The sequence below is a fragment of the Sorlinia euscelidii genome (genome assembly GCF_036452135.1).
Taxonomy (GTDB): Bacteria; Pseudomonadota; Alphaproteobacteria; order Acetobacterales; family Acetobacteraceae; genus Sorlinia; species Sorlinia euscelidii.
On sequence record NZ_JAWJZZ010000001.1, the window covers coordinates 65270 to 82108 of the forward strand.

Here is a 16839-nt window from a genome sequence, read left to right on the forward strand (position 1 = left end):
TTCATACCTTAAGCTGAGGGGACAGGCCCATGCGGTCATGGAGCGTTTTAAGCGCCGAAACATGGGTGCGGTCCATTTGCAGGGGCGTTACAGTGACGTGATTCTGCAGGAGGGCCGCGCCCTCACTCCCGGATGCGAATTCGCGATGGCGATATTGCATGGAGATCCAATGATATTCCCGCGCCTGCATGTCCTGACGCACGACGACATCGACATCACTCAGCCCCCCAAAACCCTGATTGGTGAAAATCATCTCACGCACATCCGCCGCCGCGCAGGCCGGGAAATTGACATTGAGGCACGGCGAGACCGGTAAAATCTCCGCGGCCAGATGTTTTACGACGTCAGAAGCCACAGTTTCCGCCGCCGCCCAACTGATCTCCCCCTCAAGGAAAAGCTGACTCAGCGCGATGGAGCGGCTGCCGAACATGTGCGCCACCATTGCTGCCCCAACGGTCCCGGATAACAATGTCTCATGGCCGATATTTGCCCCGCGATTAATGCCTGACAGGACAAGGCTCGGGCGGGCATCCTTCATCAAATGACGCATGGCGAGCACGACGCAATCGGCTGGGGAGCCGGATACCGCGAATTTCCGCGCCCCTCTCTCCGTCACGCGTAACGGGTCATGGAGGGTGACGGCGCTGGCTGTGCCACTTCGGTCAGTCTCAGGCGCAACAACCCAGATATCATCTGACAGGGCATGGGCGATCTTCTGAAGTAAAGCCAGACCCGGCGCATCAATCCCATCATCATTGGTGAGTAGAATGCGTTCAAAGATCATCGGGTTCACCTCACCTCAACTGCCCTGCTGTCCCAGATTGATAGGCCCCGCGGCCCCGGAAAGCAATGCTGGCGGCTTTGAACCTGCCTCCGTGAAATGGACCATCGCGGCGGCAATTTCACGTTCCCCCATGATCACGCGTGAGGCCCCGCATTTTTTCAGATAAGCCACGGCTTCATCAAAATGCGCGCGGGCGATAACTGTCAGGTTTCGATTGGCCGCCACAGATTTTTCTATAATCTGCCCGGCCTCAAATGTCTCGGGGATAGCGACGATCAGGAGCCGGGCATGACGAAGATTCAGCGCCTCCCGCACTTTGGGATCCACCGCATTGCCAATCACGCCGTGCACATTTTCACGATCCGTCAATGCCACCGGGATAATGCTGATTTCTGAGACGGCGATCTGCCACCCTGCCGCAGCGAGCTGCGTCGCCACAATGGAACCGACCCGCCCGCACCCGACAATGACGACATGCCGCGTAAATCGCGTCGGTGCGTAGGGGGCGTGGAGGACGCAAGCTTCATCCCCTTCTTCGGGCAACGGTGAAGTTGAGCGCTCCCGAATGCGCGCGTCAATCAGTTGAGACAGGTGCAGAACAGCGGGATTGAGGAAAATGGAGATAATGGAGGCGCCGAGGATGATATCCCGCGTCGATTCCTGCATCAAACCGAGCTGAATTCCCAGCGCGGCAAGGATAAAGGAGAATTCCCCGATCTGCGCCAGACCACTGGCGATAAACAGCACATTATTCCATTTCTGCCCCATGCGTCGCAAAATAAGAATGACGACAAGCGGCGTGCCCACCAGGATGACAAGAACGGTGGGGAACAACGTCCACGGGTCCGTGATGAGCACGGCGGGATTGAACAACATTCCGACGGAAACGAAAAACAGCACCGCGAACGCGTCGCGGAACGGCAGCATTTCCTCCATGGCGCGTTGGCTGAGATCCGTCTCGCTCAGCACCATCCCGGCAAGAAACGCGCCGAGCGCGAAGGACACATCAAACCACCGCGCCGCCACGAAAGCCACGCCAAGAGATAAAGTCAGCAGAGACAGGCGGAATAACTCCTTCGAGCCTGTCTGGGCCACATAATGCATCAATCGCGGGATCAGCCTTTTGCCCAGCACCAGCATGAGCGCGATGAAGGTCACGACTTTAATGATCGTCCAGGAAGCAGGTACGATCAACCCCAGCACGGAAAATCCCTGCCCGACATCGCCCTTCATGAGCGGTTGGAAGGCAGGGAGCAGAACCAGCGCCAGCACGGTGATGACATCCTGGATCACCAGCCAACCCACAGCCAGGCGCCCGCGCTCCGTATTCATCAGGTTTTCCTCCTGAAGCGTGCGCAGAAGCACAACCGTGCTCGCGACGCTCAGGGCAATGCCGAAGACGATAGACGCACCTGCCGGCATCCCCAGCATCTTTCCGACGCCGAACCCCATGGCGACGGAGGCCGCCACCTGAACAAGCGCGCCCGGCACCGCGACATGTCTGACGATGAGGAGATCCTTGATGGAGAAATGAAGCCCGACCCCGAACATCAGCAGGATGACACCAACCTCGGCCAGCTCAAGCGCCAGACTTCCATCCGCTACAAAGCCGGGAGTGAAGGGCCCGATGAGGATACCGGCCAGAAGGTAACCCACGAGCGGCGAAATTTTGCATCGCAGCGCCACCGTCCCCAACAGAAAGGCGAGGCCCAATCCGGCAACCAGAATACCGATCAAAGGTGTGACCTGATGCATGTAGCGCCCTCTCCTGCCTCTGCCGCGCCAGGTGAGGTTAACATAAGCCGCTGCGTCACGGGGAAATTACTGATGCCGCCCCAGCCTGAAGCCGAAAGCCGATGTGCCTGCCCCTGGCGCGACGCAAACGACACGTTTTTAAAAAAAAAGCGGGCCCCGTAAAACCCCACCCATCGACATCCGTCTTTACTCGCAATGAGAAATCAACTGACGCACCTAAAGAAACGACGTTTCTTCGCCGTTCTCAGGCGCCGTCTCGGCGGGATGAGCCTTCTGCTTCTTTCCGCATGTCTCCCGAAGGAAAGCAGCTTTCTGGCGCCCGCAGGACTGATAGCGTCTTTGCAACGTCAATGGATGATCGAGATCGGCGTGGTCCTCATCGCCGTTCTCGTGCCGATCTTCATCGCCCTTCCGGCCATTATCTGGCGGTATCGCATCAGCAACCGTAAGGCGCGCTATGCGCCGGACTGGGAATTTTACCGACCGCTTGAGATTTTCATCTGGGTGGGCCGATGGTGATTGTCGCGTTTCTGGCCATCATGATCGCCGGACCCCAGACGCGTTACAGCCCGGAGCGCGCCCCCACCGCCGGGGAAACATTGGAGATCCAGGTCATCGGGATGAACTGGAAGTGGCTTTTCCTCTATCCCGACCATCACGTTGCCAGTGTCAACACCATCACTTTGCCCGAGAACACGAATATCCGCTTCGCCCTGACAAGTGATGGCACGATGCAATCATTTTTCATCCCCGCCCTCGGGGGGCAGATTTACGCCATGGGCGGGATGGTAACGCATCTCAACCTCCGTACAGGCGCGTCCACGGATCTACTGGGAGAGAACACGCAATTTAATGGTGAAGGCTTTCAGGATCAGAAATTCATCGTGCATGTCGTCTCCCGTGAGGCCTTCTCCCAATGGGTTGAACACGCTTTCAATACCGGGCCGGAGCTGACGCGCGGTTTTTACCGTGTGCTGCATCAACAGGGCACCTGCCGGGACGCGCATGAGCAGCTTCAGCAGATGACCTCGTCCCCCATGTGTGAAGAGGCAGGTGGCCTCGTCTTCCGCTACATGTCGGGCCTCATTTTTAAAGAAGTCCTCCGTGACACCCAAAGAGGGAACAACGTAAAATGATGGCTGAATTGCTGCGCCGCATCACCTCCCGGGACTTCCTCCTCGGGCGTCTCGACGTCACCGCTTTGCCCTTTTACAGCGTGATCGCCATGATGGCGGCCAGTCTGGTCGTGATTGGCGGCCTTGTGACGCTTTATCTCCTCAGCCGCCACCGCCTTTGGGGCCGCCTCTGGCGGGAATGGTTGACAAGCGTTGATCATAAACGCATCGGCATCATGTATATCGTCCTCTCCTTCGTGATGCTGGCGCGCGCCCTTGCGGAAGCGGTCCTGATGCGGGTGCAGCAGGTTGTGGGCTTTAACAGTGCGGGGATTGTCCCGCCCGATCACTTTGCACAGCTTTTCACGACGCATGGCACGATCATGATTTTTTTCATGGGCATGCCGTTCATGATTGGTCTTTACAACCTTGTCATGCCCTTGCAGATCGGTGCGCGGGATGTGTCATTCCCTGTCATGAACGCGATCAGCCTCGCTTTCACGACGGCGGGCGCGGCACTTCTGATGATTTCTCTTTGCGTGGGCAAATTCTCAACCGGTGGATGGAGCGGCTACCCACCTTACACAGAGACCGGCTTCAGCCCGGATGTCGGCGTTGATTACTGGATCTGGGCGCTGACGCTCAGCTCCATCGGCAATACCATGACCGGCATCAATTTCGCCGTCACAATTTATAAAAAACGCGCGCCGGGGATGCGCCTGTTTCTGATGCCGCTTTTTACCTGGACATGCCTCTGCGTCTCCATATTGATGATTTTCGCCATGCCGCCCTTGACGGTTGCGACTTTGATGCTCGCCATGGACCGTTACCTGGATGCCCATTTCTTTACAAATGACATGGGCGGCAATGTCATGAATTACGTCAATATGTTCTGGCTGTTCGGCCATCCGGAAGTCTACATCCTCGTCCTGCCCGCCTTCGGGGTTTATTCAGAGACGATCGCGGTTTTTTCCTCCAAAACACTTTACGGATATCACTCCCTCGTTTGGGCCACGATCGTAATTGCCGTGCTGTCTTTTACCGTCTGGCTGCACCATTTTTTCACCATGGGGCAGGATGGGCAGGTCAATGCCGCTTTCGGGATCGCCACGATCCTGATCGCCATCCCGACCGGCGTCAAAATCTATAACTGGATTCTGACGATGTTTCGCGGCCGTATCCGCCTCACCGTTCCGATGCTCTATGCCTGTGCGTTCATCCTGCTCTTCACGGTGGGTGGGTGCACCGGCATTATCCTCGCCAATCCCGGGCTCGATTATCAGGTCCATAATACCGTGTTTCTGGTGGCGCACTTCCATAATGTGCTGATCCCCGGCCTGCTCTTCGGGATGCTGAGTGGCTATCACTACTGGTTCCCCAAAGCTTTCGGCTTTCGCCTGGATGAGAAACTGGGTCGTTACAGCTTCTGGTGCTGGGTCTGGGGATTCATTCTCGCCTTCATGCCGCTTTATATCTCCGGACTCATGGGTATGCCGCGCCGCACGCAGTCCTACACAATTGCCGCATGGCATGATTACGCCCTGATCGCCATGTTCGGCGCGGTCCTGATCAGCCTCGCTTTCATCTTCCTGATCTTACAGCTCGTCGTCAGCATTCGGAAACGACAGGAATATGCGGTTTTTGATGGCGATCCGTGGGATGGTCGCACGTTGGAATGGGCGGTCTCCGCGCCCGCGCCCGAATATAATTTTGCGCAAATCCCGCATGTCGCGCGTCTCGACGCGTTTTATGTCGCCAAACAGGCGGGCGACCCCTACCCCGCGCCTGAAAGCTACCGGTCCATCTCCATGCCCTCCAGCAGGTCCGTTGCGCCCATCTGCCTCGCTGCGCTTATTATCCTCGGATTTGCGCTGACATGGCATATTTTCTGGCTCGCCGCTCTGGCGCTCATCGGGTTCGGGATCACGATTATCGTCAGCACTTTTCGACCCGACAAGGAAGACGTGTTTTCCACCAAAAAAATCCGGGCGCATGAGAAACGTTGGCGTCAGGCCCTCATGGCGCATCATTCCGATGCCGCGACCATGCCTCTGGCGGATGGGGAGCAAGGCTGATGTCCACACTATCGTCACCCCCCGTCGCGGCTTCACGACGCCCGACCCCGCTTGACGCCATGCGCGCACGGGCTGAGGAGGCGCGTTTCGGGTTCTGGATTTTCCTGATGAGCGATCTGGTGATTTTCTCGCTCCTCTTCGCGACTTACGCCATCATGTGGGGTAATCGCGCCGATGGGCCTGGGCCGGAAGATCTTTTTCAGCTCAAAAGCGCCGCTATCCAGACGGGCTGCCTCCTCCTCAGCAGCTTCACTTTCGGTTTCGTCACCCTCAATGCGCAGCGTCAGCTCAGCGTCGCCCGCACCATGATCTGGCTCGTCATCACCTTGGCCCTGGGGGCCGGGTTTCTCGGGTTCGAAATTTCTGACTTCATCGACATGGTGCAGCAGGAAGCCGGTATTTCCGGCAGTGGCTTCCTCTCATCCTTCTATGCCCTCGTTGGCACGCACGGGCTGCATGTCACGGTGGGTTGTCTGTGGATCCTCGTCATGCTGCTGCAATTGGGGCGGTTCGGCCTGACGCCCCCCGTTATCAGCCGGATCATGCGCCTCGGGCTTTTCTGGCATTTTCTCGACATTATCTGGATCGGGATTTTCTCGATCGTCTATCTGATAGGGCTTGCCAAATGACGCCGGAAGAAAGGACCGCGGGACGCGACTACCTTATTGGCTTTCTCGCTGCCACAATATTGACGGTTATTCCCTTCAGCCTTTTATGGCGCAATTTGCTGAGAGGGCGAGACCTGCTGATTGCGATCGCGATTTGCGGGGTCATTCAGGTCTGCGTGCATTTCCGTTATTTTCTGCATGTCGATTTCAAACGCGCCCACCGCGATGATCTGCAACTCGTTCTATTCACCGGACTGATCGTTTTCCTCATGGTCGGGGGGACGATATGGGTGATCGGGAATGAGGTGCATATGATGAGCGGCGATCTGGCACAGCCGTGACGCGCAATATCGAAAAGGGAAACTGGCTGGGGGACCTGGATTCGAACCAGGGCTGACCGGGTCAGAGCCGGTAGTTCTACCGCTAAACTATCCCCCAGCAATGCGCATGTCTGGCAACACGCATGCGGTGGCACCGACTTAGCATTACGCCCCGCATGACACAAGCCCCAAACTTGCCCTGGATAAGCCGCATCAAGCACGGAAAATTGCGTTGCGTTACCGCGCGTTACGACAATCGTCAGAGATTTTACTTGGCGGTTAACATGGATAAATGGTTATCTTTGTCCCCATGAAGCCATCAGATCAACGCAGAGGCACAGGGCGGAAGCCGGGTCCATCATCGCAGGCCACGGCGCGCATCCCGGGCCGCGCATTAAAAAGCGCCGCCCAGCCCGGTGTCGAAGATTCAGGTCATGACGGGAAAAGCGTCGGCACGATGCGCGCCAAGACGGTGACGTTGCGTAAGGCGCGGGGCAAGACAACATCTCAGCAGCGCTGGCTGCAGCGACAATTGAATGACCCCTACGTCGCCGCTGCGCGGGCGCAGGGATGGCGCTCACGCGCTGCCTTCAAGCTGATCGATATGGATGACCGGTTTTCATTGATCAAACCAGGCGCGAAAATTGTGGATCTCGGCGCGGCGCCAGGGGGCTGGAGTCAGGTTGCCGTCAAGCGCCATGCGGCGTGCGTCGTTGGTATCGACCTCCTTCCGATCGACCCTGTCAGCGGCGCAAACTTCATTGAGGGCGATTTTACCGATCCGTCGATGGACACGCAGCTTCTCGCCCTTCTGGGTGGAAAAGCGGATATTGTCCTCTCCGACATGGCGCCCAATACAACGGGCCATGCCGCGACGGACCATCTGCGCATCATGGGACTGGCCGAAGCCGCACTGGATTTCGCCACCTCCGTGTTGGCGGAGGGGGGAAGCTTCGTCGCCAAAGTCTTTCAAGGGGGGTCGGAGCGCACGATGTTGCAGCGCCTTAAACAGCATTTCGCGTCGGTGCGTCACGTCAAGCCCCCCTCCTCCCGCAAGGAGTCGAGTGAGCTTTACGTCGTGGCGCAGGGCTTCCGACCCGCCCCGATAACGCACTGAGGTCGGCCAAGGGTCAGGATGTCACACCCGCATCCACAGGCCAGAGCCACGCCGCACCCCGCACGCCGGAACTGTCGCCATGCATGTTCTGCACAATGGGCGTGGTGCAGGTCGGTGTGATGACATGTCGTTGTAGAAGCGGTGGGACGCGTTCATACAGGGAAGAGAGATTGGAAACGCCGCCCCCCAGAACGATCATGTCCGGATCAAGGAAATTGATGATCATGGCGCAGGCGCGGGATAATTTATCAACATACCGGTCAAGCGCCCTCGCGGCGTCGATATCTCCCTCCGCAGCGGCCTGCTCAATCCCCGCTGTGTTACGATGGCCAACGCCTTTCCAGTCCTGCGCGAGTGACGCCCCGCAAAGATATCGCTCCAGACAGCCCTCATTACCGCAGAAACAGCGTGGCAGCGGAAACTCCTCCTTACGGAGCCAGGGTAAGGGCATGTGCCCCCATTCACCCGCGATGGAATGTCGGCCGCCGATGACTTTGCCTTCACAGACAATGCCGCCGCCCATACCCGTGCCGAGGATAACGCCAAATACGACGCGCTGCCCGGCGCCGGCACCGTCTGAAGCTTCAGACAGGGCAAAGCAGTTTGCGTCATTCTCGACGCGCACCTGGCGTTGCAGGGCGGTATCGAGGTCCCTGCCGAAAGGCTGGTGATTCAGCCAGGTGGCATTGGCGTTTTTGACGAGTCCCGTTTCAGGTGAGATGGCACCCGGGATGCCAATACCCAGCGATGTTGTGGATTTGCCGCTCGATTTATTCTGGAATGGCGCAGCATTGAGTCGCGCCTCGACATCAAACACAAAATCCCGGACAGCGATCACGGCGTCCTGATAGATACCCGGATTGGGCACACGCTCCCGCAGCACAAGCGCGCCGGAACGATCAAGAACCGCGATCTCGATTTTGGTACCGCCAAAATCGATACCTAGACGATAATCAGCCATAAAGAAGACCTTAATAAATATACGTCACAAGAAAGACGACGGCGCATGATGCGCAGTTATCCGCGTGACGTAAAGACTATACCTCCGCCAGTTGGAACTTGACCCTTACCGCAGAGACACTCATCATGAACAGGATGAAACCCGACCGCGCATCGACGATGATTTTTGACGCAAGGCACCTCAAATGTCCGATTTCCGTGCTTGCGGCCAAGAAATTTCTCAGTCGCGTTGCCGCAGGTGCGGCGGTCGAGGTGATCTCGGATGACCGGGCAAGCCTTGCCGGTTTCCAGGCTTTATGCCGGGATCGTCACCATCATTTGATCGGCTTCAAGGATCGTGGTGACGCCTTTACATTGACGATTTTGCGTCGCGATAACGTTTAACGTTACAGTACATGTGGCAAAAAATCACCGTTTTTCGAGAGAAACCGAACCTGCGCCACGTTAGACATTGGCGAAATGCCCCCTGCGCGCTATCCCTCCCCTCAGCGATGGGGCCTGTCAGACTTACTGAGGAACTGGTAAATTTAAAATGAGCAAAGACCTCTTGAAAATGTCTTTTGAGGACGCTCTCAGCGAACTTGAGAATATTGTCCGCGGCCTGGAAAATGGCCAGATGAAGCTTGAAGAGGCCATCACCGCCTATGAGCGCGGCGCGGCGCTGCGGCGTCACTGTGACCTGAAACTCAATGAAGCGGAGATGCGCGTCCAGAATATTCTCGACCGCGACCGTGCCACGAACGACACAGTCACGCAGCATGATGGCACGGCCCCCGGCGCGCAAGATGTCACCTCATGAACCTTCAGTCCCCTGTTACAACGTCACCTATGAAAACGTCTCAAGACCTCACAGCCTCTCTCAAGCGGGCAGCCGCCGAGATCGAAGCGACCATCGCCTCCCTCCTGCCGGACGTGGCAGGGGAAGAGCAGATCCTGATCGATGCCATGCGTTACGCTTCGCTCAATGGCGGCAAACGCCTGCGCGGCTACCTCGCCACGGAAGTCGCGTCGCTTTTCCGCAACGAGTCACGCGGTGCATGGCGCGTTGCCGCCTCCGTTGAAATGTTGCACGCCTATAGTCTCGTCCATGATGATCTCCCCTCCATGGATGATGATGACCTCCGCCGAGGCCAGCCCGCAACCCATCGCAAATTTGATGAAGCCATCGCCATTCTCGCCGGTGATGCCTTACAGACGAAAGCTTTTGAAATCCTCGCAAGTGCGGACACCCATCCCGACCCGGCCATTCAGGTGCGTCTCGTCGCCGCTTTGGCTGCGGCTTCCGGCGCGGCGGGGATGGTGGGGGGCCAAGTCGTCGACATCAGGGGAGAAGGCCGCAACCTGCCGATTGAACAGGTGCGTCGCCTCCATGCCATGAAAACAGGCGCGCTCATTCGTTATGCTGCCGTCTCCGGCGCGATTCTCGGCGGTGCGGACGCGAGGGAGCGGGCCATGATCGACGCTTACGGGCGTGACCTCGGCACGGCGTTTCAGGTGGCGGATGATGTGCTTGACTCCACGGCGACGGAAGAGGAGCTCGGCAAAACCGCGGGGAAGGACGCCGCAAGCGGGAAATCGACTTATGTCGCATTACTCGGTATTGAGGGCGCAAAGGCGGAAGCGGCGCGCCTTGCGGAGAGCGCCGTCGCGTCACTTTCAATTTTTGGAGAGCGCGCCGACGCGCTCAGAGCCCTGGCTCGTTATGTCGTCGAACGGAGAAATTGAACACGATGTCAAAGCTGGATAATGGACGTTCCGTCTCGACGATACCGACCCTCGGCAAATACCCGTTGCTTGACCGCGTCACCACGCCCGATGATCTGAAAAACCTGTCAATTGATCAACTCCGGCAGCTTGCCAGTGAGTTGCGCTCAGAGACGATTGACACAGTCTCGACAACCGGGGGCCATCTGGGAGCGTCGCTTGGCGTTGTGGAACTGACCATCGCCATGCATGCTGTTTTCGACACGCCGGATGATAAGATCATCTGGGATGTCGGCCATCAGGCCTATCCGCATAAAATCTTGACAGGGCGTCGGGACCGCATTCGCAGCCTGCGTCAGCCGGGGGGCTTTCCGGCTTCACCCGCCGCGCTGAAAGCGTTTACGACCCGTTCGGCGCCGCGCACTCCTCCACCTCGATTTCCGCGGGGCTCGGCATGGCGGTGGCGCATCACTTCCAGGCGGAAAAAGATGCGTCTTACCGAGAGCGTTCCGTTCTCGCAGTGATCGGTGACGGCTCCATCTCTGCCGGCATGGCCTATGAAGCGATGAATAATGCCGCTGTCGCCGGGCCTGGCGCGAAACGTCTCATCGTGATCCTGAATGATAATGAAATGTCGATTGCCCCGCCTGTGGGCTCTATGTCCAAATACCTTTCCCGCCTGATGACGTCGCGGCAGTTTCTGGGCCTGCGTGACCTGGCCGGGCGCTTCGCCAAGCACCTCCCTTCCCGCTTGGAACACGCTGCCAAGCGCGCCGAAGAGCTGACGCGCGGGCTGATCATCGGGGGCACGTTATTTGAGGAGCTGGGTTTCTATTATGTCGGCCCAGTGGATGGACATGATCTGACTCAGCTCGTCCCGATATTGCGCAATCTGCGTGACAATAATGAAGGCCCCATCCTCCTCCATGCCATCACCGAGAAGGGACGCGGCTACCAGCCTGCCGAATCCGCGGGCGACAAATATCACGCCGTGAATCTCTTCAATGTGGTGACGGGAGAGCAGAAAAAGGCGCCTTCCGGCCCGCCAAGCTACACGTCCGTCATGTCGCGTGAGCTCCTGCGCTGTGCGGGTGAGGATGATCGCCTCGTCGCCATTACCGCAGCCATGCCCTCCGGCACCGGGCTGGATGCCTTCGCGAAATCCCACCCTGAGCGCTTCTTCGATGTCGGCATTGCGGAGCAACATGCCGTGACCTTCGCGGCCGGTATGGCAACAGAGGGGCTCCGTCCCGTCTGCGCCATTTACTCGACCTTTTTGCAGCGCGCCTACGACCAGGTTGTTCATGATGTCGACCTGCAAAACCTCCCTGTCCGGTTCATGATTGACCGCGCCGGGCTGGTGGGCGCGGATGGCGCGACCCATGCGGGGTCGTTCGATCTCAATTATCTGTGCTGCCTGCCCAATATGGTCGTCATGGCCCCAAGTGACGAGATCGAACTTACGCATATGACCGCAACCGCCTGCGCCTATGATTCCGGGCCGATCGCGCTGCGTTATCCGCGCGGCAGCGGCATCGGGCTTGACCTCCCCGAAAAGGGTGAGGTGCTGCCGATCGGCGTCGGGCGCATCGTGCAGGAGGCCAATACGCGCCCGGATCAGAAACGCGGCGTCGCCATCCTGTCCCTCGGGACACGTCTTGAAGAATCGCGCAAAGCGGCTGACAGGCTCGCCGCGCAGGGCATTCCCGTCACCGTCGCTGATGCACGCTTTGCCAAGCCGGTCGATACGGCGCTGATCGACAGGCTGGCGAAACGTCACGATGTCTTCATCACGCTTGAGGAAGGCGCTGCGGGTGGTTTCAGCAGCCTGGTTGTCCGGCATCTTGCGGAGACAGGGCAGCTTGACCACGTGAAGTTCCGCCCGATGGCCCTGCCCGACGCCTATATCGATCATAATAAGCCGGATGCGCAATATGATGAAGCGGGCCTGACCGCACGCCATATTGTCGCGACTGCGGCGACGGCCCTCGGCGTGGATATTGAAGCCCAGTCGGCTTAATGGCGAAGAAAGTTCGGGCCGACCTCCTCCTCGTCTCACGCGGATTGGTGGAAACGCGGGCCCGCGCCCAGGCCTTGATTATGGCCGGACTGGTTTTTTCGGGTGAGAAGCGCGTCGCTAAACCGGGGGACAGTCTTGGCGAAGATGCGGCGCTTTCCGTGCGCGGGCAGGATCATCCCTGGGTGTCGCGCGGTGGGTTGAAGCTTGACCATGCCATTCAGCATTTCAAGCTGAATGTCACGGATCGCGTCGCGCTGGATATCGGGGCGTCAACAGGCGGCTTCACGGATGTGCTTCTCACCCATGGCGCGCGCAAGGTTTACGCGGTCGATGTGGGGCATGGCCAGCTTGCCTGGCGCCTACGCTCGGACCCACGTGTTGAGGTGCGGGAGAAATGCAATGCGCGCAACCTGTCGCACGAAGACGTGCCTGAGCCTATCAATATCCTTGTCTGTGATGCGAGCTTCATCGGGTTACGAACGATCCTCCCCGCGCCGCTGGCCCTTTGTGCGCCCGGAAGCTGGGCGGTCGCGCTGATCAAACCCCAATTTGAGGCGGGACGGGCTGAGATCGGCGCCAGGGGCGTGGTGCGCGACCCCCAGGTGCATCAGCGCGTCTGCGATGAAATGGCCGATTGGTGGCAAAATCTGCCCCGCTGGGAGGTGCTCGGCGTGGAGCCCAGCCCGATCACCGGCCCGGAAGGCAACCGGGAATTCCTCATCGCGGCACGACGTCTGGACTAAAATTTCGGGCTTCATGACGTTTTGGTTTAAAAATCAGCCCGACTTTATGATAAGCCATCCCCCATTATGACAGACAGCGTCTCGCTACCCGACCTCACTGCTGACGAACAAGCGCGCATTCAGGCCAAAGCCGCGCTTTTTCCGCCACCTTCGCCCGTCCTTGCGGATGGACGGAAAGATCTGGTCGGGTTGTCGCGCGAAGAGCTGATCGCTGAACTTGCCCTTCTGGGTGAAAAGCCTTTCCGCGCCAAGCAGCTCTGGCACTGGATCTATCATCAGGGCGTCACGCAATTTGATGAAATGAGTTCCATTTCCCGCCCGTTGCGGGAGAAACTTGCCAGCTCATATGTTGTCGGACGGCCGGATATCACGACCCAGCAGACGGCCCGTGACGACACGCGCAAATTCCTGTTCCGTTTCCGCGATGGGCAGGAAGCCGAGACCGTCTATATCCCTGATCGGCGGAAGGACCGCGGCGCGGTATGCATTTCCTCCCAGGTGGGCTGCACCCTCTCATGCAGTTTCTGCCATACAGGCACGCAGAAACTTGTGCGCAATCTGGGCGCGGCGGAAATCGTCAGCCAATTCATGGCGGCGCGTGACAGTTACGGGGAGTGGCCCAGCCCGACGGGCGACACGCCGCGCCTACTCTCAACAATCGTCATGATGGGCATGGGTGAACCCCTTTATAATTACGACGAAGTCGCAAAAGCGATCAACATCATCACCGATGGTGAAGGCATCGCATTATCCCGCCGCCGCATCACCCTCTCGACCTCTGGCGTCGTGCCGATGATGGATCGTTGTGGCAGCGAGCTTGGAGTCAATCTGGCCATTTCCCTCCATGCAGTGCGGGATGATCTGCGCGATATTCTGGTCCCGCTTAATCGCAAATACCCGATTGCAGAACTTATGGCCGCGTGCCGACGCTACCCCGCCGCCTCCAATTCCCGGCGCATCACGTTTGAATATGTCATGTTACGCGGCGTCAATGACAGTGTCGCCGACGCGCGGGCGCTGGTTCGGCTGATCCGCGACATGCCTGCGAAAGTTAACCTTATTCCTTTCAACCCGTGGCCCGGTTCCGACTACCAAACCTCCACGCGGGAAGCGGTGGAGAAATTCGCTGCCATTATCATGGATGCCGGTTTCGCCTCACCCATCCGCATGCCGCGAGGGCGCGAGATTCTGGCGGCATGTGGGCAATTAAAGACGGAAAGCCAGCGTGTCCGTCGCGCATCCTTTGACCCCGCCGGCGACGACAGCCCGCAGGACGCCGTTTGACGCGTTGACGTCCGGTAACAAACTGTTAGATTTTCCGACAAGATGCACTTTAGAGAAAGAACGCCCCGATGACCGCTCCCCACGTCAAGAAAGTCGTCCTCGCTTATTCAGGTGGGTTGGACACGTCGGTCATTCTTCGCTGGCTGCAGAAAGCTTATCATTGTGAAGTCGTCACCTTCACGGCGGATCTCGGCCAGGGTGAAGAGCTGGAGCCCGCCCGGAAAAAAGCCGAGATGTTCGGCGTCAAGGAAATCTTCGTGGAAGACCTTCGCGAAACTTTCGTCAAAGACTTTGTCTTTCCGATGTTCCGCGCCAATACGCTTTATGAGGGCCAGTATCTCCTCGGGACATCCATCGCCCGCCCGCTGATCGCGCAGCGTCAGATTGAAATCGCCCAGCAGGTCGGTGCTGATGCGGTTGCGCATGGTGCGACCGGCAAAGGTAATGATCAGGTCCGGTTCGAGCTCGCTTATTATGCGCTCAAGCCCGATATCAAAGTCATTGCCCCATGGCGGGAGTGGGATCTGACCTCCCGCACGAAGCTTCTGGCTTTCGCGGAGGAAAATCAGATCCCCGTCACGAAAGACAAGCGCGGCGAGGCGCCTTTCTCGGTCGATGCGAATTTACTGCATTCATCCTCGGAAGGGAAAATACTGGAAGATCCCGCCCTGGCGCCGGATGAGATTGTTTTTCAGCGCACAGTGTCGCCTGAAAACGCGCCTGACCGCGCGACTGAAATCACAATCGATTTTAAAAACGGGGACCCGGTCGCGCTGAATGGCGAAACGCTTTCGCCGGCGACTTTGCTGACGCGTCTCAATGCGCTCGGGCGCGATAACGGCATCGGGCGGCTTGACCTGGTTGAGAACCGCTTTGTTGGCATGAAGTCTCGCGGCATCTACGAAACACCGGGCGGGACCATCCTGCTGGCCGCGCATCGCAGTATCGAATCCATCACGCTTGACCGTGAGGCGATGCACCTTAAAGACAGTTTAATGCCGCGTTATGCGGAGATTATTTATAATGGCTTCTGGTTCTCGCCGGAGCGCCGGATGCTTCAGGCATTGATCGATGCAAGCCAGCAATCTGTCGAGGGGCGTGTGCGTTTGAAGCTCTATAAAGGTAACGTCATCTGCGTTGGACGTGAAAGCCCGACAAGCCTGTATGACACGCGCGTCGTCACTTTTGAGGATGATGCGGGTGCTTATAACCAGGTTGACGCGCAAGGCTTCATCCGTTTGAACGCTTTGCGCCTGCGCCTTGGGGGCCAGGTCGGTCGTAAAGGCGGGCGCTTGTAATTATAAATAAGCGGAGCGAGATATGACCCGGCTTTACCCTGCCCTCAAAACATCTCTTGCCATGGCTTTTTGCCTCACCCTGCTCTCCTGCGGGTCCGGCCCGAAGGATGAGCCGGAACTGACACCTGAGCAATTCATGGCGAAAATGCGTGCGCAACCCGGCGTCAAGACGCTGCCGGATGGGCTTGCCTATAAAGTCCTCAAATCAGGCCCGAAGGACGGTCTTTCCCCCATTAAAGGCCAGACCATGATGGTGATTTATGAGGGGCGGCTGCCGGACGGGGCCATTTTTGACAGCTCCGACCAACATGGCACGGGGGCTTACATGCAGATGGGGCTTGACGGGCTTGTGCCTGGCTGGATGGAAGCCCTGCCTATGATGCATGTCGGGGATGAGTGGATGCTCTATCTGCCGCCTAAACTTGCTTATGGTAAGCGTTCAATGGGTATCATCCCGGCAAACAGTCCGCTCGTCTTCAAAATTCGCCTGCTCGGGGTTGGTCAACGGGAATAAAATATGCGCGTCCCTCTCGCGTTCGCGCCGCTTCTGGCTTTGGTCCTGATACTGACCGGGTGCAAGGAAAAGCCGCCCGGCCAGAAGCGTTACGGCCCGAATTGCGGGATATGCCACCATAATGGCACCGGCCAGACGGGAGAATTCCCCCCGCTGGTCGGCCGATTGGATGTCATTGCGCGCACGCCGGAGGGGCAGAAATTTCTGGCTTCCGTCATGATAAACGGGCTTAACGGCCCGATCATGGCAAATGGCGCACGTTATAATTTCGCCATGCCGCCTTTCGCCCGGCTGCGTGATGATGACCTCGCCCTCATCCTCAACTGGCTGATCGCCCGCGGAGAGACAACGCCGCCGCCCGTCATGTCACCACGCATCTTCAGCGAGGCGCGTCAGGCGAAAATCGGCCCGGAGAAGACCCGCAAGCTGCGCCTTGACCTGCAGAAAAAGGGCCTCATCCCGTAACAAAACCAAGCGCACGACCCACGCATCGCCATCCGGCAAAAATTGAAGAGAAGATTGACGGACAGGCCCAAAAACCG

At 58.2% G+C, this 16839-nt stretch carries 17 protein-coding genes, 1 tRNA gene and 1 pseudogene; 15 read left to right on the plus strand and 4 right to left on the minus strand.

Translation table 11 applies throughout. The features are described 5' to 3' along the window. Nucleotide 1: 1 nt before the first annotated feature. On the minus strand, nucleotides 2-784 hold the full coding sequence (gene surE, locus CGLAMM_RS00295) for a 5'/3'-nucleotidase SurE (RefSeq protein WP_418115225.1): 783 nt from the start codon (nucleotides 782-784) through the stop codon (nucleotides 2-4). A 15-nt stretch (nucleotides 785-799) separates the two neighbouring features. Beyond that, nucleotides 800-2539 (minus strand): cation:proton antiporter domain-containing protein, encoded by a 1740-nt coding sequence (locus tag CGLAMM_RS00300; protein WP_394819969.1) that lies wholly within the window; start codon nucleotides 2537-2539, stop codon nucleotides 800-802. A gap of 264 nt (nucleotides 2540-2803) precedes the next feature. Between CGLAMM_RS00300 and CGLAMM_RS00305 the strand changes: the two genes are divergently transcribed. Genes CGLAMM_RS00305 through cyoD form a run of 5 tightly spaced genes read left to right on the plus strand, consistent with a single transcriptional unit; the run spans nucleotide 2804 to nucleotide 6678 of the window. After that, entirely contained in the window at nucleotides 2804-3058 is a 255-nt protein-coding gene (locus CGLAMM_RS00305) for a cytochrome ubiquinol oxidase subunit II (protein WP_418115226.1), read from the plus strand. Continuing rightward, complete coding sequence (locus CGLAMM_RS00310; RefSeq protein WP_418115227.1) at nucleotides 3052-3675, plus strand: cytochrome ubiquinol oxidase subunit II; 624 nt, start codon at nucleotides 3052-3054, stop codon at nucleotides 3673-3675. Before CGLAMM_RS00305 ends, CGLAMM_RS00310 begins: the two co-directional genes overlap by 7 nt. Next, complete coding sequence (locus CGLAMM_RS00315) at nucleotides 3672-5729, plus strand: cbb3-type cytochrome c oxidase subunit I (RefSeq protein WP_394819971.1); 2058 nt, start codon at nucleotides 3672-3674, stop codon at nucleotides 5727-5729. The genes CGLAMM_RS00310 and CGLAMM_RS00315 overlap by 4 nt, the downstream gene beginning before the upstream one ends. Continuing rightward, the gene (locus CGLAMM_RS00320) at nucleotides 5729-6358 is read left to right on the plus strand and encodes a cytochrome (ubi)quinol oxidase subunit III (RefSeq protein ID WP_394819972.1); all 630 of its coding nucleotides are present in this window, start codon (nucleotides 5729-5731) and stop codon (nucleotides 6356-6358) included. Before CGLAMM_RS00315 ends, CGLAMM_RS00320 begins: the two co-directional genes overlap by 1 nt. Beyond that, nucleotides 6355-6678, plus strand: coding sequence for a cytochrome o ubiquinol oxidase subunit IV (cyoD, locus tag CGLAMM_RS00325; RefSeq protein ID WP_394819973.1), 324 nt, complete (start codon nucleotides 6355-6357; stop codon nucleotides 6676-6678). Before CGLAMM_RS00320 ends, cyoD begins: the two co-directional genes overlap by 4 nt. Nucleotides 6679-6701: 23 nt before the next feature. Here cyoD and CGLAMM_RS00330 read toward each other — a convergent pair. After that, nucleotides 6702-6775: transfer RNA gene (locus tag CGLAMM_RS00330), tRNA-Gln, on the minus strand. Between the two features lie 192 nt (nucleotides 6776-6967). Here CGLAMM_RS00330 and CGLAMM_RS00335 point away from each other — a divergent pair. Next, entirely contained in the window at nucleotides 6968-7774 is an 807-nt protein-coding gene (locus CGLAMM_RS00335; protein ID WP_394819974.1) for an RlmE family RNA methyltransferase, read from the plus strand. Between the two features lie 13 nt (nucleotides 7775-7787). Here the strand turns inward: CGLAMM_RS00335 and CGLAMM_RS00340 are convergent, their stop codons facing one another. Continuing rightward, the gene (locus tag CGLAMM_RS00340; RefSeq protein ID WP_394819975.1) at nucleotides 7788-8735 is read right to left on the minus strand and encodes an ROK family protein; all 948 of its coding nucleotides are present in this window, start codon (nucleotides 8733-8735) and stop codon (nucleotides 7788-7790) included. A 125-nt stretch (nucleotides 8736-8860) separates the two neighbouring features. Between CGLAMM_RS00340 and CGLAMM_RS00345 the strand changes: the two genes are divergently transcribed. The 9 genes and pseudogenes from CGLAMM_RS00345 (at nucleotide 8861) to CGLAMM_RS00385 (ending at nucleotide 16762) form a co-directional block, all read left to right on the plus strand. Then, complete coding sequence (locus tag CGLAMM_RS00345; RefSeq protein WP_394819976.1) at nucleotides 8861-9118, plus strand: sulfurtransferase TusA family protein; 258 nt, start codon at nucleotides 8861-8863, stop codon at nucleotides 9116-9118. Between the two features lie 148 nt (nucleotides 9119-9266). After that, the gene (locus CGLAMM_RS00350) at nucleotides 9267-9533 is read left to right on the plus strand and encodes an exodeoxyribonuclease VII small subunit (protein WP_394819977.1); all 267 of its coding nucleotides are present in this window, start codon (nucleotides 9267-9269) and stop codon (nucleotides 9531-9533) included. Nucleotides 9534-9562: 29 nt separating this feature from the next. Beyond that, nucleotides 9563-10459, plus strand: a complete 897-nt coding sequence (locus CGLAMM_RS00355) for a polyprenyl synthetase family protein (RefSeq protein WP_394819978.1) — start codon at nucleotides 9563-9565, stop codon at nucleotides 10457-10459. 5 nt (nucleotides 10460-10464) lie between these two features. Continuing rightward, nucleotides 10465-12458 (plus strand): annotated as a pseudogene (gene dxs, locus CGLAMM_RS00360) (1-deoxy-D-xylulose-5-phosphate synthase). Next, entirely contained in the window at nucleotides 12458-13201 is a 744-nt protein-coding gene (locus tag CGLAMM_RS00365; RefSeq protein ID WP_394819980.1) for a TlyA family RNA methyltransferase, read from the plus strand. The pseudogene dxs and the gene CGLAMM_RS00365 overlap by 1 nt, the downstream one beginning before the upstream one ends. A gap of 66 nt (nucleotides 13202-13267) precedes the next feature. Then, nucleotides 13268-14485, plus strand: a complete 1218-nt coding sequence (rlmN, locus tag CGLAMM_RS00370) for a dual-specificity RNA methyltransferase RlmN (RefSeq protein ID WP_394819981.1) — start codon at nucleotides 13268-13270, stop codon at nucleotides 14483-14485. A gap of 68 nt (nucleotides 14486-14553) precedes the next feature. Continuing rightward, on the plus strand, nucleotides 14554-15783 hold the full coding sequence (locus tag CGLAMM_RS00375) for an argininosuccinate synthase (protein ID WP_394819982.1): 1230 nt from the start codon (nucleotides 14554-14556) through the stop codon (nucleotides 15781-15783). A gap of 22 nt (nucleotides 15784-15805) precedes the next feature. Further along, nucleotides 15806-16297, plus strand: a complete 492-nt coding sequence (locus CGLAMM_RS00380) for an FKBP-type peptidyl-prolyl cis-trans isomerase (RefSeq protein ID WP_394819983.1) — start codon at nucleotides 15806-15808, stop codon at nucleotides 16295-16297. A gap of 3 nt (nucleotides 16298-16300) precedes the next feature. After that, complete coding sequence (locus tag CGLAMM_RS00385) at nucleotides 16301-16762, plus strand: c-type cytochrome (protein WP_394819984.1); 462 nt, start codon at nucleotides 16301-16303, stop codon at nucleotides 16760-16762. Nucleotides 16763-16839: the final 77 nt, after the last annotated feature.

Bases quoted from the DNA above. Each gene is read 5' to 3' on its own strand.
- surE (WP_418115225.1), bottom strand. From the start codon at position 784: ATGATCTTTGAACGCATTCTACTCACCAATGATGATGGGATTGATGCG.
- CGLAMM_RS00300 (WP_394819969.1), bottom strand. From the start codon at position 2,539: ATGCATCAGGTCACACCTTTGATCGGTATTCTGGTTGCCGGATTGGGC.
- CGLAMM_RS00305 (WP_418115226.1), top strand. From the start codon at position 2,804: ATGAGCCTTCTGCTTCTTTCCGCATGTCTCCCGAAGGAAAGCAGCTTT.
- CGLAMM_RS00310 (WP_418115227.1), top strand. From the start codon at position 3,052: ATGGTGATTGTCGCGTTTCTGGCCATCATGATCGCCGGACCCCAGACG.
- CGLAMM_RS00315 (WP_394819971.1), top strand. From the start codon at position 3,672: ATGATGGCTGAATTGCTGCGCCGCATCACCTCCCGGGACTTCCTCCTC.
- CGLAMM_RS00320 (WP_394819972.1), top strand. From the start codon at position 5,729: ATGTCCACACTATCGTCACCCCCCGTCGCGGCTTCACGACGCCCGACC.
- cyoD (WP_394819973.1), top strand. From the start codon at position 6,355: ATGACGCCGGAAGAAAGGACCGCGGGACGCGACTACCTTATTGGCTTT.
- CGLAMM_RS00335 (WP_394819974.1), top strand. From the start codon at position 6,968: ATGAAGCCATCAGATCAACGCAGAGGCACAGGGCGGAAGCCGGGTCCA.
- CGLAMM_RS00340 (WP_394819975.1), bottom strand. From the start codon at position 8,735: ATGGCTGATTATCGTCTAGGTATCGATTTTGGCGGTACCAAAATCGAG.
- CGLAMM_RS00345 (WP_394819976.1), top strand. From the start codon at position 8,861: ATGAACAGGATGAAACCCGACCGCGCATCGACGATGATTTTTGACGCA.
- CGLAMM_RS00350 (WP_394819977.1), top strand. From the start codon at position 9,267: ATGAGCAAAGACCTCTTGAAAATGTCTTTTGAGGACGCTCTCAGCGAA.
- CGLAMM_RS00355 (WP_394819978.1), top strand. From the start codon at position 9,563: ATGAAAACGTCTCAAGACCTCACAGCCTCTCTCAAGCGGGCAGCCGCC.
- CGLAMM_RS00365 (WP_394819980.1), top strand. From the start codon at position 12,458: ATGGCGAAGAAAGTTCGGGCCGACCTCCTCCTCGTCTCACGCGGATTG.
- rlmN (WP_394819981.1), top strand. From the start codon at position 13,268: ATGACAGACAGCGTCTCGCTACCCGACCTCACTGCTGACGAACAAGCG.
- CGLAMM_RS00375 (WP_394819982.1), top strand. From the start codon at position 14,554: ATGACCGCTCCCCACGTCAAGAAAGTCGTCCTCGCTTATTCAGGTGGG.
- CGLAMM_RS00380 (WP_394819983.1), top strand. From the start codon at position 15,806: ATGACCCGGCTTTACCCTGCCCTCAAAACATCTCTTGCCATGGCTTTT.
- CGLAMM_RS00385 (WP_394819984.1), top strand. From the start codon at position 16,301: ATGCGCGTCCCTCTCGCGTTCGCGCCGCTTCTGGCTTTGGTCCTGATA.